12 protein-coding genes are annotated in these 12,689 nt (G+C 62.3%); 3 read left to right on the top strand and 9 right to left on the bottom strand.

The window, feature by feature from the left end:
* Window positions 1-135 precede the first annotated feature (135 nt).
* The 3 genes from tauA to HX801_RS10705 are packed head-to-tail and all read left to right on the top strand — an operon-like array spanning window position 136 to window position 3,004.
* Window positions 136-1,122, top strand: a complete 987-nt coding sequence (gene tauA, locus HX801_RS10695; RefSeq protein WP_177022047.1) for a taurine ABC transporter substrate-binding protein — start codon at window positions 136-138, stop codon at window positions 1,120-1,122.
* Window positions 1,123-1,124: 2 nt separating this feature from the next.
* Window positions 1,125-1,958, top strand: a complete 834-nt coding sequence (gene tauD, locus HX801_RS10700; protein WP_003208917.1) for a taurine dioxygenase — start codon at window positions 1,125-1,127, stop codon at window positions 1,956-1,958.
* A gap of 14 nt (window positions 1,959-1,972) precedes the next feature.
* Window positions 1,973-3,004 carry a GNAT family N-acetyltransferase gene (locus HX801_RS10705; protein ID WP_177022048.1) on the top strand — a complete coding sequence of 344 codons (1,032 nt, stop codon included), beginning with the start codon at window positions 1,973-1,975 and terminating at the stop codon, window positions 3,002-3,004.
* A 135-nt stretch (window positions 3,005-3,139) separates the two neighbouring features.
* Here the strand turns inward: HX801_RS10705 and paaZ are convergent, their stop codons facing one another.
* The 9 genes from paaZ to paaK form a co-directional block, all read right to left on the bottom strand.
* On the bottom strand, window positions 3,140-5,194 hold the full coding sequence (gene paaZ / locus HX801_RS10710) for a phenylacetic acid degradation bifunctional protein PaaZ (RefSeq protein WP_177009351.1): 2,055 nt from the start codon (window positions 5,192-5,194) through the stop codon (window positions 3,140-3,142).
* Between the two features lie 29 nt (window positions 5,195-5,223).
* Window positions 5,224-6,870: a cation acetate symporter gene (locus HX801_RS10715; protein WP_177022049.1), complete on the bottom strand. Its 1,647-nt coding sequence runs from the start codon at window positions 6,868-6,870 to the stop codon at window positions 5,224-5,226.
* Window positions 6,867-7,175, bottom strand: a complete 309-nt coding sequence (locus HX801_RS10720) for a DUF485 domain-containing protein (RefSeq protein WP_003208907.1) — start codon at window positions 7,173-7,175, stop codon at window positions 6,867-6,869. Before HX801_RS10720 ends, HX801_RS10715 begins: the two co-directional genes overlap by 4 nt.
* Window positions 7,176-7,238: 63 nt before the next feature.
* The gene (gene paaE / locus HX801_RS10725; protein ID WP_177022050.1) at window positions 7,239-8,315 is read right to left on the bottom strand and encodes a 1,2-phenylacetyl-CoA epoxidase subunit PaaE; all 1,077 of its coding nucleotides are present in this window, start codon (window positions 8,313-8,315) and stop codon (window positions 7,239-7,241) included.
* Window positions 8,316-8,348: 33 nt separating this feature from the next.
* Complete coding sequence (gene paaD, locus HX801_RS10730) at window positions 8,349-8,882, bottom strand: 1,2-phenylacetyl-CoA epoxidase subunit PaaD (RefSeq protein ID WP_003208903.1); 534 nt, start codon at window positions 8,880-8,882, stop codon at window positions 8,349-8,351.
* Window positions 8,869-9,630 (bottom strand): 1,2-phenylacetyl-CoA epoxidase subunit PaaC, encoded by a 762-nt coding sequence (gene paaC / locus HX801_RS10735; RefSeq protein WP_003208901.1) that lies wholly within the window; start codon window positions 9,628-9,630, stop codon window positions 8,869-8,871. Before paaC ends, paaD begins: the two co-directional genes overlap by 14 nt.
* 8 nt (window positions 9,631-9,638) lie before the next feature.
* Window positions 9,639-9,920: a 1,2-phenylacetyl-CoA epoxidase subunit PaaB gene (paaB, locus tag HX801_RS10740; RefSeq protein WP_003208899.1), complete on the bottom strand. Its 282-nt coding sequence runs from the start codon at window positions 9,918-9,920 to the stop codon at window positions 9,639-9,641.
* A 27-nt stretch (window positions 9,921-9,947) separates the two neighbouring features.
* Complete coding sequence (gene paaA / locus HX801_RS10745; protein ID WP_003208897.1) at window positions 9,948-10,937, bottom strand: 1,2-phenylacetyl-CoA epoxidase subunit PaaA; 990 nt, start codon at window positions 10,935-10,937, stop codon at window positions 9,948-9,950.
* A 413-nt stretch (window positions 10,938-11,350) separates the two neighbouring features.
* Complete coding sequence (paaK, locus tag HX801_RS10750) at window positions 11,351-12,676, bottom strand: phenylacetate--CoA ligase PaaK (RefSeq protein WP_102368711.1); 1,326 nt, start codon at window positions 12,674-12,676, stop codon at window positions 11,351-11,353.
* Window positions 12,677-12,689: the final 13 nt, after the last annotated feature.

Raw genomic sequence — 12,689 nt, forward strand, 5'->3', positions numbered from 1 at the left:
CCTGCAGAAGCTCTAAGCTAATTCCATAAAATTATTTATTTTATTTTTTATAGATCAATATCATCTAACTGAGTTGACCCTTGGAGAGCCGGAGTCCGCGCTGTTCAAGTCTTATCCGCTCAGGAATCTATAAAAATGAACACGCTGAAACTGGCCCGCAACCTCCTCTCGGCCGCGGGCCTCGCTGTCCTCTCCCTAAGCGCTCAATCCGCTGACCTCACCATCGGCTACATCAACGGCATCGACCCGATCAAACGCGCCATCGCCGATGGCGAATATGAAAAAGGTATCGGCCAGAAGATCGATTGGCGCAGATTCGACGCGGGCCCGGCCGTCCTGGCCGCCATGGCTTCCGGTGATGTGCAGATCGGCAACCTGGGTTCCAGCCCGTTGGCCGCGGCGGCTTCGCGAAACATGCCGCTGGTGGCGTTCATTGTCAGCGCGCAGATTCGCAGTTCCGAGGCCCTGGTGGTTCGCGACGGCAGCGGGATCAAGACCCCTGATGACCTGATCGGCAAAACCATCGCCGTGCCCTTTGTGTCGACCTCCCATTACAGCCTGCTGGGCGCGCTGAAGCACTGGAACCTGGACCCGCGCAAAGTCAACATCGTCAACCTGACACCGGCACAAATCACCGCCGCCTGGGCCCGCGGCGATATCGACGGGGCGTTTACCTGGTCGCCTGCCCTGGGTGAAATCCGCAAGACCGGCAAGATCCTCACGGATGCTGCCGAAGTTTCCAACTGGGGCGCCCCGACCTTTGAGGTGTGGGTAGCGCGCAAGGATTTCGCTGAAAAGAATCCGAAGGTCGTTGCCGATTTTGCCAGGGTCAGCCTGGCGGCGATTGCCGATTACGCCGCGCATAAAAAAGACTGGACCGCTGATTCTGCCCCCGTGAAGAGCATCGCCCGACTCACAGGCGCCAACGCTGCGGACATTCCCGAGCTGCTCGAAGGCTCGTCGTTCCCGACGGCCGCCGAACAAAAAAGCGCGCAATACCTCGCCGGTGGCACCGCCAGGGAAATCGGCAAGACCGCCGAATTTCTGAAAGAGCAGGGAAAAATCGAAAAGGTCCTGCCTGACTATTCCGCCTTCGTCAGCGACAAGTTCATCGGAGAATAATCATGGGCCTGACGCTTCATCCCCTTGGCCCTACCATCGGCGCCGAGGTTGAGGGGCTGGATATGGCCCTGCCTCTGACGGATCAACAACACGACTGGGTGGAGCAAGCACTGCTGCAGCACCAGGTGTTGTTCTTCCGTAACCAGGCCATTACCCCCGGGCAGCACGTGGCATTTGCCGCGCGGTTTGGTGATTTGCACCGGCATCCGATTTACCCGCACGTTGACCGGCACCCGGAACTGCTGCTGATCGACACCGCCGTGACCGATGTCCGCGACAACGCCATCTGGCACACCGATGTGACCTTCCTCGCCGCACCGGCGATGGGCTCCGTGTTGGCGGCCAGGCAAGTGCCTGCGTTCGGCGGGGATACGTTGTGGGCCAATGGCGTGGCTGCGTTTGAAGGGTTATCGGCCCCCGTCAGGCAACTGCTCGACGGCCTGACCGCCACCCACGAATTGACCAAATCATTTCCCACCGAGCGCTTCGGCAGCACGCCCGAAGCATTGGCGCGCTACGAAAAAGCCCGGAAGGATCACCCGCCGCTGTCACACCCGGTGGTCAGGACGCATCCTGCCACCGGGCGCAAGGCGTTGTTTGTGAATGAAGGCTTTACCACGCGGATCAATGAGCTTGAGGCGGCGGAAAGTGATGCGTTGTTGCGGTTATTGTTCAGCCACGTGAGCCGTCCGGAATTCACCGTGCGTTGGCGATGGAAGGCGAATGATGTAGCGTTCTGGGATAACCGCATTACCCAGCATTACGCGATTGATGATTACCGACCGCAAAGGCGGGTGATGCACCGCGCGACGATGTTGGGTGACGTGCCTTTTTGATGGAGGATCGGTCGATGGACTTGCCCTTGGTGATCAACCCTGACGACTATCTGGAAACCGAGTTCGGCAGGGAATTCACGCCTGAACGAAATCGACAGGCATGGCAGCTCGCGTATGCGCGGTTGAGGCACGAGCTGTCACAGGCGGCAAAGGGCACTCATGTGTACGTGGTCATGGGCGTGCAGGGGGCGGGCAAATCTCGCTGGGTGGCGGAAAACCTTGAGCGATTGGGGCACGGCGCAATCGTCTTCGATGCTGCTTTGCCGGCGCGTCGTCATCGGCAGGAGCTGCTGTCCATCGCGAGGCACTATGCAGTCCCGGTGATCGGCATCCTGGTGAGCGCACCGCTGGAGCTGGCGTTATCGCGAAATGTCCAACGCAATGCCGACAAAAAGGTGCCGGAGGACGCGCTGAAAAGCGTGTTCAGCATGCTCGAACCACCCAGTGAAGACGAAGGATTCGTGTGGGTGCAAACCATTGAACAGCAGGCGCCGCTGCCCACAACCCTGCAAACTGACCGGATGACCCTGGTTGCGCCTGATGTGGCGCTCGCTGAAAAACTCGCCGATGCCTTGAACGCCAGCTACGCACTGCACCGCCGGTTTCTCGTATGGAGCAAGCCGCACTGGACGCGGGAGGACACGCAGGAAAGCCTGCAGCGCGCGGCAAAAGACTTCGATGCGCCTGTCGGGGAGAAACGGTATTTCCTGTTATCTCGCGACGATCCCCAGGCATTGGTGGGCTGTATCGGCCTGCTGCCGCTGGCCGATGAGATTCACAGCTACGAAGTTGGCTATTGGGGCAATCAGGCACACGCCGGTCATGGGCTGATGAGGGAGGCATTGAACGCTCTGGTTTCGCAGTTGAGCGGGCACACACTGCGCCTGACCACTTCTTCGGCGAACATATCCAGTCAACGACTGGCTGAGGCAACGGGGTTTGAATGGGTGGAAACCCTTCAAGGCGCGCGGCGCTGCGAGTACTTCGGCGTACGCGATACGCTGGTTTACCGCCGGACGTCACGGGATACGAACACACGCTCCTGATCAACTGAGATCAACTGTGGGAGCTGTCGAGCCCCAGCGAGGCTGCGATGCAGGCGCCGCGGTCTGGCAGGTACGGCGCGGTGATCCCATCGCAGCCTCGCCGGGGCTCGACAGCTCCCACATTGGTCTCAGCACTCACTCCTCGCGTTTGACCACCAACGTCAAGATGTCATAACTGGCCACCAGCTCACCCAGCTGGTTGGTCACCTCCACATCCCACGCCACCACGCCTTGCGGAATGCCCTGGGGGCTCTTCTTGCCTTGGTCGATCTTGCGCTTGCAGGTCAGCCGCGCCTGGATGGTGTCGCCAATGCCCACCGGGTTGATAAACCGCAGGGTGTCCAGTCCGTAGTTCGCCAGCACCGGCCCCGGTGCCGGAGACACAAACAGCCCGGCCGCCGCCGACAGCACAAAGTAACCATGGGCAATGCGTTTGCCGAATTGCGATTCCTTGGCGGCGATGTCATCGAAGTGCATGTAGAAGTGATCGCCCGACAGGCAGCCGAAGTTCACCAGGTCGGCCTCGGTGACGGTGCGGCGGTGGGTCAGCAGCGATTCGCCAATCTGCAGGTCCTGGAAGAAGCGGCGGAACGGGTGCACTTCGGTCTCGATGACCTTGGCGCCGCGTACGTACTCGCCGGTGACCGCCGCCAGCATGGTCGGTGAGCCCTGTACGGCTGCGCGTTGCAGGTAGTGTTTCACGGCGCGCAAGCCGCCGAGTTCTTCGCCGCCACCGGCGCGGCCCGGGCCGCCGTGCTTGAGTTGCGGCAGGGGCGAGCCGTGGCCGGTGGATTCGGCGGCGGATTCGCGGTCGAGCACCAGCAGGCGGCCGTGCCACGCGGCAGCCACCGGGATGGCTTTGGCAGCGATCTGCGGGTCTTTGGTGATCAGGCTCGCGACGAGGCTGCCTTTGCCGCGTGCGGCCAGGGCCAGGGCTTCGTCGAGGTCGTCGTAGGCCATCAGCGTGCTCACCGGGCCGAAGGCCTCGATGTCGTGGGCGCCGCCTTCTGCATGCGGGTCGCGGGCTTGCAGCAGGGTCGGGGCGAAGAACGCGCCCTGGCTGACGTTTTCACCGCGGGGTTCAAAGCCGTCGCGGGCGCCGAACAGCATGTCGCTGCTCTGCAACAGGCTTTCCAGGCGATCGGCCACGTCTTTCTGCTGGTCGTGGGAGGCCAGTGCGCCCATGCGCACGCCTTCCACCGACGGGTCGCCCACCACAACTTTTTTCAGGCGGTCCCGCAGGCGGGTGGCGACGGCGTCGATGTGTTTGGCCGGCACGATGGCGCGGCGAATGGCGGTGCATTTCTGCCCGGCCTTGGTGGTCATTTCCCGGGCGACTTCCTTGATGAACAGCTCGAACTCTTCGTCGTCCGGGCTCACGTCCGGGGCGAGGATCGCGCAGTTCAGCGAGTCGGCCTCGGCGTTGAACGGCACCGAGTTGCGGATCAGGTTCGGGTTGACCCGCAGCTTGGCGGCGGTGTCGGCGGAGCCGGTGAAGGTCACCACGTCCTGGCCTTGCAGGCGGTCGAGCAGGTCGCCGGTGCTGCCGATCACCAGTTGCAGGCTGCCGGGTGGCAGCAGGCCGGATTCGTCCATCAGGCGCACCACGGCTTCGGTCAGGTAGCTGGTGGCGCTGGCCGGCTTGACGATACATGGCATGCCCGCCAGGAAACTCGGGGCGAATTTTTCCAGCATGCCCCAGATCGGGAAGTTGAACGCGTTGATGTGCACCACCAGGCCGCCACGAGGCACCAGGATATGGGTGCCGGCAAAGCTGCCGAGCTTGCTCAACTGCATCGCCGGGCCTTCGTGGACGATATTGCCCGACGGCAATTCCCGCGAGCCCAGGCTGGCGTAGGTGAACAGCGTGCTGTTGCCGCCTTCGATATCGATCCAGCTGTCGGCACGGGTCGCGCCGCTGTGGTGGGAGAGGGCATAGAGCTGTTCCTTGCGCTCGCTCAGGTACAGCGCGATGGCCTTGAGGCGCTGGGCCCGCTGCTGGAAATCCAGGGCCATCAGCCCGCTGACACCCTGGCGGCGCCCGTGTTCGATGGCTTCGGCGAAGTCCGGGCGCTCCTCGTGAGTGCGTGCCAGCTCGTGGCCGTCAATGGCGCTGCGCAGCACCTGGGCGCCGTGTTGGCCGATCCAGCGGCCAGCGATAAAACTTTGCAGGGTAGGGGCGTGAGACATCACGATTCCTCCGGGTTGGAAAATGAGAGTTAGTGTTTGCTGGCGCCTGCGGCACCAATGCCGGTCATGGAGCGAATGAACTGCGCCAGGTAACGCCCGCGTTCAACGGCAGCGCGGGGCGAGCGGTCGGTGACGGAAAAGACCCAGGCGCTGAAAAACGCCAGGCTCATGGAAAACAGGGCAGGGTTGGAATAGGGGAACAGCGCCTTGTCGTAATGCAGTACGTTGACCCACACCGCCGGGCTCAGCACCAGCAGCACGATGGCCGAGACCAGTCCCGCCAGGCTGCCGGTCACCGCGCCACGGGTGGTCAGGCCCTTCCAGTACATCGAGAGGAACAGCACCGGGAAATTCACCGAGGCGGCGATTGCCAGTACCAGGCCGGACAGGAACGCGATGTTCTGCGACTCAAACAGCAGGCCGAGGATGATCGCCAGCACGCCGATGCACAGCGTGGCGATGCGCGACACGCGGATTTCCTGCTGCTCGCTGGCCTGGCCCTTGCGGATCACGCAGGCATACAGGTCGTGGGACACCGCCGACGCGCCGGACAACGCCAGCCCGGCGACCACGGCCAGGATGGTCGCGAAGGCCACCGCCGAAATGAACCCGAGGAACAGGTTGCCGCCCACGGCCTGTGCCAGGTGCACGGCGATCATGTTGCCGCCGCCGATGATCGCGCCGTTGGCATCCCGGAAGCTTGGGTCAGTACCCACCATGACGATGGCGCCGAAGCCGACGATGATCAGCAGCAGGTAGAAGTAGCCAATGAAACCGGTGGCGTAGAACACGCTCTTGCGCGCTTCCTTGGCGTCGCTGACGGTAAAGAAGCGCATCAGGATATGCGGCAACCCGGCGGTGCCGAACATCATGCCCAGCCCCAGGGAAATCGCATCGATCGGGTTCGACAGCAAGCCGCCCGGCGCCATGATCGCGCTGCCCTTGGCGTGCGCGGCGGTGGCCCCGGCGAACATCGCCTCGGTGCTGAAACCAAAGTGCTTGAGCACCATGAATGCCATGAAGGTGGTACCGAACAGCAACATCACCGCCTTGATGATCTGCACCCAGGTGGTGGCGAGCATGCCGCCGAAGGTCACGTAGAACACCATCAGCACGCCCACCAGCATCACCGCGTACAGGTAGTCGATGCCGAACAGCAGCTCGATCAGCTTGCCGGCGCCCACCATCTGCGCCACCAGGTACATCAGCGCCACGGTCAGGGTGCCGAAGGCCGAGGTCAGGCGCACCGGGGTCTGCTCCAGGCGGTAGGACACCACATCGGCAAACGTGTACTTGCCCAGGTTGCGCAGGCGCTCGGCGATCAGGAACAGGATGATCGGCCAGCCGGCCAACACGCCCAGGGCGTAGAGCAGGCCGTCATAACCGTTGAGGAACATCATCGCCGAGATGCCGAGGAATGACGCCGCCGAGATCATGTCGCCGGCAATCGCCAGGCCATTCTGGAAGCCGCTCATGCCGCCGCCGGCGGTGTAGAAGTCGCTGGCGGAACGGGTGCGCAGGGCGGCCCAGCGAGTCACGCCGAGGGTGAACAGCACGAACACCAGGAACATGCCGATGGCGTTCCAGTTCAGTGGCCGGGATGCGCCGTCGGCGGCGACTGCAAGGTCCGTGGCCAATGCCAGCGGCAGGAGAAACCACGCTACCAGCCGGCTCATGCTGTGCACTCCTGCTTGAGTTTGTCGTTCAGCGGGTCGATCACATGGTTGGCGCGGTACACATAAAAGCCGGTCAGCGCGAACGCCAGCAGCACAATCACCACACCCACCAGCATGCCCACGGTGGTCACGCCGCCGCTCAACGACTGCCCGAGGGTAGCCGGGGAGAACGCCACCAACAGCACAAACCCGAAATAGATCACCAGCATGATCAGCGACAGCGACCAGTACAGGTTCTGTTTGCGGCGTACCAACTGGATGAAATCGGGATGTCGACGGATGCGCTCGATATCGTCGGGGGTCATGGTGGTGTGCTCCTTTTTATTGTTGTTGTGGTTAAACCTGCGTCCTGTAGGAGCGGTGTGTCCTTAAAGCTGATCGAAATCCAGTACCACCTTGTCGCTGACCGGGAATGCCTGGCACGACAGCACATAGCCGGCGGCCACTTCGTAGTCTTCGAGGGCGTGGTTGCTGTCCATCTCCACTTCGCCTTCGATGACTTTGCATTTGCAGGTGGAGCACACGCCGGCCTTGCACGAATACGGCAGCTCGGCGCCCTGGGCATTGCCCGCGTCGAGGATGCTCTGAGTGTTGCGGGGCAGGTCGAAGGCGAGGGCGCGGCCATCGCTGATCACCGTGATCTGGCTGACCGCCGCATCCACTTGCCGCGCCGCTTCGCGGGCCTCGCGCTTGTGCTGGCTGCCGGCGGCGGCGAACAGTTCGAAATGGATGCGCTCCGGCGCCATGCCCTTGGCCTTGAGGCTGTCGCGCACGGTCTCGGTCATCTCCTGCGGGCCGCAGATAAAGGCCGCGTCGAGGGCTTTCACGTCGAGCCAGCGGGAGAACAGTTGCTCGCACTTCGCGGCATTAATGCGGCCGTTGTAAAGGTCGACATCCTGCTGCTCGCGGCTGAACACGAAGATCAGGTTCAGGCGCTGCAGGTAGCGGTTCTTCAGGTCTTCCAGCTGTTCGCGAAACAGTGCACCGGAGCTGGAACGGTTGCCGTACAGCAGCGTCACGCGGCTGTGGGGCTCGGTTTGCAGGGTGGTCTTGATGATCGACAGGATCGGCGTGATACCGCTGCCGGCCGCCACTGCCAGGTAATGGCCGTGGCGAGCCGGATCAAGGTCCACATGAAAATGCCCGGCGGGCGGCATCACTTCCAGGCTGTGCCCGGCCTTGAGCTGCTCATTGGCAAAAGCGGAGAACCGTCCACCGGCCACGCGCTTGATGGCGATGCGCAGTTCGCCGTCATTGACCCCGGTGCAGATCGAATAGGAACGGCGCACTTCCTCGCCATCCAGCTGGGTGCGCATCACCAGGTGCTGGCCCTGGGTGAAGTGGAAGCTGTCTTGCAAGTGCTGCGGAATCTCGAAGGCGATGGACACCGCGTCACGGGTCTCGTTGCGCACATCCTTGATGGTCAGGCTGTGAAATTTGCTCATTGTTGTTCTCCAACCAAGCGGGCCGCTGGCCCCTCAGATGCACTTGAAATAGTCGAACGGTTCCAGGCAATCGCGGCAGCGGTGCAGCGCCTTGCAGGCGGTGGAGCCGAATTCGCTGAGCACTTCGGTGTGGGTGCTGCCGCATTGCGGGCAGGCAATCACCGGGCTTTCTCCCAGCAGGCTGCGTTTGCTGCTACTGCCTTGGGGCGGTGCGATGCCGTAGGCCCGCAGGCGTTCGCGGCCGCTGCTGGTGATCCAGTCGGTGGTCCAGGCCGGGGTCAGCTTGCGTTCCAGTTGCGGCGCGCGGAAACCTGCCAGCTCCAATGCATCGCGGATGTCGCCCTCGATCACTTCGGTGGCGGGGCAGCCGGAGTAGGTCGGCGTGACCACCACATGCAAGTGGCCGGCCTGCCAGTCCAGGTCGCGCACTATGCCCAGGTCGACCACGCTCACCACCGGCACTTCCGGGTCCATGACCTGCGCCAGGGTGGCCCACGCGGCAGCCAGGTCGGTGGGTTGCGCCGGGCGTGCGCCCTGGTCGCTGGCGATCAGCTCACCAGGTTGCATCGGGGTACGCTCGGGGCAAAAACTGCATTTCCGCCAACAAAATTCCCAAGTGCTCGCTGTGCAAACCGCGGCGTGCATCCAGGTAGAAATAGCTCGCAGCAGGCGGCAGGGGCAGGGTGGCGCTGGTAAAGATTTCGCTGACCTGGGTCTGCCACGCTGCGGCAACCTGAGCGGCGTCCGGCGTAATGCCGGCGGCGTGCAGGCGCTGTTCACTGTCGTCGGCGCCGGTCAGTTCCACGGTGAACCGCCACAGCTCGGGGATCGCCGCGAGCATGCGTTTATGGCTTTCCTCGGTGCCGTCTCCCAGGCGCTCCACCCACTCGCCGGAGCGGCGCAGGTGATAGGTGACTTCCTTCACCGCCTTGGCCGCGATGCCGGCGATGCGTTCGTCGCTGGATTGGGCCAGGCCGCTCAACACCGGCAAGTGCCAGGCGTCATACAGGAATTGCTTGAGGATGGTCACCGCGTAGTCGCCGTTGGGTTGTTCCACCAGCAGCAGGTTGCGATAGGCCCGCTCATCCCGGCGGAAGGCCAGGTGATCGGCGTCGCGCCCGTCGTCCAGCAGCTCGGCGGCGTATTCCAGCCAGTTGCGCGCCTGGCCCACCAGGTCGAGGCCGACGTTCATCAGTGCCAGTTCTTCTTCCAGCGCCGGCGCATGGCCGCACCACTGGCACAGGCGCTGGCCCTGGATCAGGGCGCTGTCGCCGAGGCGCAGCAGGTATTCGATCAGATCGGTTTCAGGGTTCATGGTCGACCTCACATATGCCCGACTTCGGCCGGCAACTCGTAGAAGCTGGCGTGGCGGTAGACCTTGTCATCGGCCGGGTCGAACAGCGGGTCTTTCTCGTCCGGCGACGAGGCGGTGATCAGCGCGGAAGGCACTACCCACAGGCTCACGCCTTCACTGCGGCGGGTGTACAGCTCCCGGGCGTTTTCGATGGCCATGGTGGTGTCGGCGGCATGCACGCTGCCCACATGCTTGTGATTCAGGCCGTGCTTGCTGCGCACGAAGACTTCAAACAGGGTCCATTCAGACATAACGGTGACTCCACATCAGGTGGCCGGTCAGGCGGCGTTCTTGTTCTGTTTTTTACGGGCGTGGGCGACGGCGGCTTCGCGTACCCAGGCACCGTCTTCAATCGCCTTGCGGCGGGTGGCGACGCGTTCCTGGTTGCACGGGCCGTTGCCCTTGAGCACTTCGTAGAACTCGCTCCACTGGATCTCGCCGAAATCGTAATGGCCGCGTTCGGCGTTCCACTTCAGGTCCGGGTCGGGGCAGGTGCAGCCCAGCAGCTCCAGCTGCGGGATGGTCTGGTCGATGAAGCGCTGGCGCAGTTCGTCGTTGCTCTGGCGCTTGATTTTCCAGGCCATGGACTGGGCGCTGTTGGGGGAGTGTTCGTCGCTGGGGCCGAACATCATCAGCGATGGCCACCAGAGGCGGTTGATCGCGTCCTGGACCATGTCTTTTTGCGCCTGGGTGCCCTGGCGCATCATGGTCAGCAGCAGTTCGTAGCCCTGGCGCTGGTGAAAGCTTTCTTCCTTGCAGATGCGCACCATGGCCCGGGAGTAGGGGCCGTAGGAGGTGCGCTGCAGTACCACCTGATTGACGATGGCGGCGCCGTCTACCAGCCAGCCTACTGCGCCCATGTCGGCCCAGTTCAGGGTGGGGTAGTTGAAGATGCTGGAGTACTTGGCCTTGCCGCTGTGGAGCTTGGCGATTTCTTCGTCGCGGTCGGCGCCCAGGGTTTCCATGGCGCTGTAGAGGTACAGGCCGTGGCCGGCTTCGTCCTGGATCTTGGCCATCAGTTGCAGCTTGCGTTTGAGGGTGGGGGCGCGGGTGACCCAGTTGCCCTCGGGCAGCATGCCGACGATTTCCGAGTGGGCGTGTTGGGAGATCTGGCGGATCAGGGTTTGACGGTAGGCGTCGGGCATCCAGTTCTTGGCTTCGATCTTGATTTCGGCGTCGATTTTTTCCTGGAAAGCGCGTTCCTGGTCGGACATCTCGGAGAGGTCCTTGATGCGCTTTACTCCGGTTTCTACAAGCTGTGCGTACATGGGGGGTCTCCCGCCTTGTGTTTTGTCGTAGGCATGGAGGACTTTATAAGCGATACGGAAATTAATATCAAACACAAAATATGGTGTCGTTATTTGATTTTGTATCGCTTTGCGGGAAGGGAGCAGATATCTGTCGCTACGGTAACGGCGGCATAGGGTTCCCGGTCATCGTGGTAAGCAGGGCCAGTAGGCAAAAAACAGGGCCGCTTTATGTGGGAGCGGGCTTGCTCGCGAAGAACCTGAGTGCGCCGCGTTGAATCAGGATGCCCGCGTCATCGTTAACGACCTTCGCGAGCAGGCCCGCTCCCACATTTGAACCGTGTGCGCCTTTGATTTTGCTGGTGCTCTACCCCCACCCCAAAAAAACGAGCAAAAAAAAGCCCCGCAAATGCGGGGCCAAAAAGGTGCAGCAGTCATGCCTTAGGGCGACGATCCATCACATGGCAAGCCTTGCCCTCAGACCGCTTGATCGAATGCAGCGGCTGCAAAACGATGCGCGAGCTGATCCCGATATACGTCTTGATGTGCCTGCTCAGTTCGCTGGAGACGGCTTTCTGTTGTTCATCATTGAGGTGCTGATGCTCAGCCTTGAGCTCCACATGCACATCCACACTGTCCAGGTTGCCATTACGATACAGATGTATCTCATAACACTCTGAAAGCTGTTTTATTTTAAGCACCTGCTCCTCGATCTGCGTGGGAAACACATTAACCCCGCGAATGATCAACATGTCATCACTGCGCCCGGTGATCTTGTCGATCCGCCGCATCGGCCGCGCAGTCCCCGGCAGCAACCGCGTCAAATCCCGGGTGCGGTAGCGAATCATCGGCAGCGCCTCCTTGCTCAAGGAGGTAAACACCAGTTCACCCATCTGCCCGTCCGGCAGCACCTCACCCGTCACCGGGTCGATGATCTCCGGGTAGAAGTGATCCTCCCAAATGGTCGGGCCATCCTTGGTTTCCGCACACTCCATGGCCACCCCAGGCCCCATGATTTCCGACAGCCCGTAAATATCCAGCGCCGTAATCCCCAGTCGCGCCTCGATTGCACTGCGCAGCTCGGCAGTCCACGGCTCGGCCCCAAAGATCCCCAGTCGCAACGCCAGCTTCTGTGGATCAATGCCCTGGCGCTCGATTTCATCGGCAATGTTCAGCATGTACGAGGGCGTGACCATGATGATGTCCGGCTGGAAATCCTTGATCAGTTGCACCTGTTTTTCCGTCTGCCCGCCGGACATCGGAATCACCGTACAACCCAGGCGTTCCGCGCCGTAGTGGGCACCAAGGCCGCCGGTGAACAGCCCGTAGCCATAGGAAATATGCACCTTGTCGCCACGTCGCCCACCGGCCGCGCGGATCGAGCGGGCCACCACGTTGGCCCAGGTGTCGATGTCGTTCTGGGTGTAACCCACTACCGTCGGCTTGCCGGTGGTGCCGCTGGACGCATGCAGGCGCACCACCTCGTTCATCGGCACGGCAAACATGCCGTAGGGGTAACTGTCCCGCAGGTCGCCCTTGGTGGTGAACGGGAACCTGGCCAGGTCGTCCAGGGACTTGATGTCATCCGGGTGCACCCCCAGCGCGTCGAAGCGCTGACGGTACAGCGGCACATTCTGGTAGGCGTGGCGCAGGCTCCAGCGCAGGCGCTCCAGTTGATGGGCGCGCAGTTCGTCGACGCTGGCGGTTTCCAGCGGGTCCAGCACAGGGTTAAGCACGGCGTTTGGAATAGGCATGTTCATGAGTTCACTCGAA

It is taken from the genome of Pseudomonas sp. G1002 (assembly GCF_013385455.1).
GTDB lineage: Bacteria > Pseudomonadota > Gammaproteobacteria > Pseudomonadales > Pseudomonadaceae > Aquipseudomonas.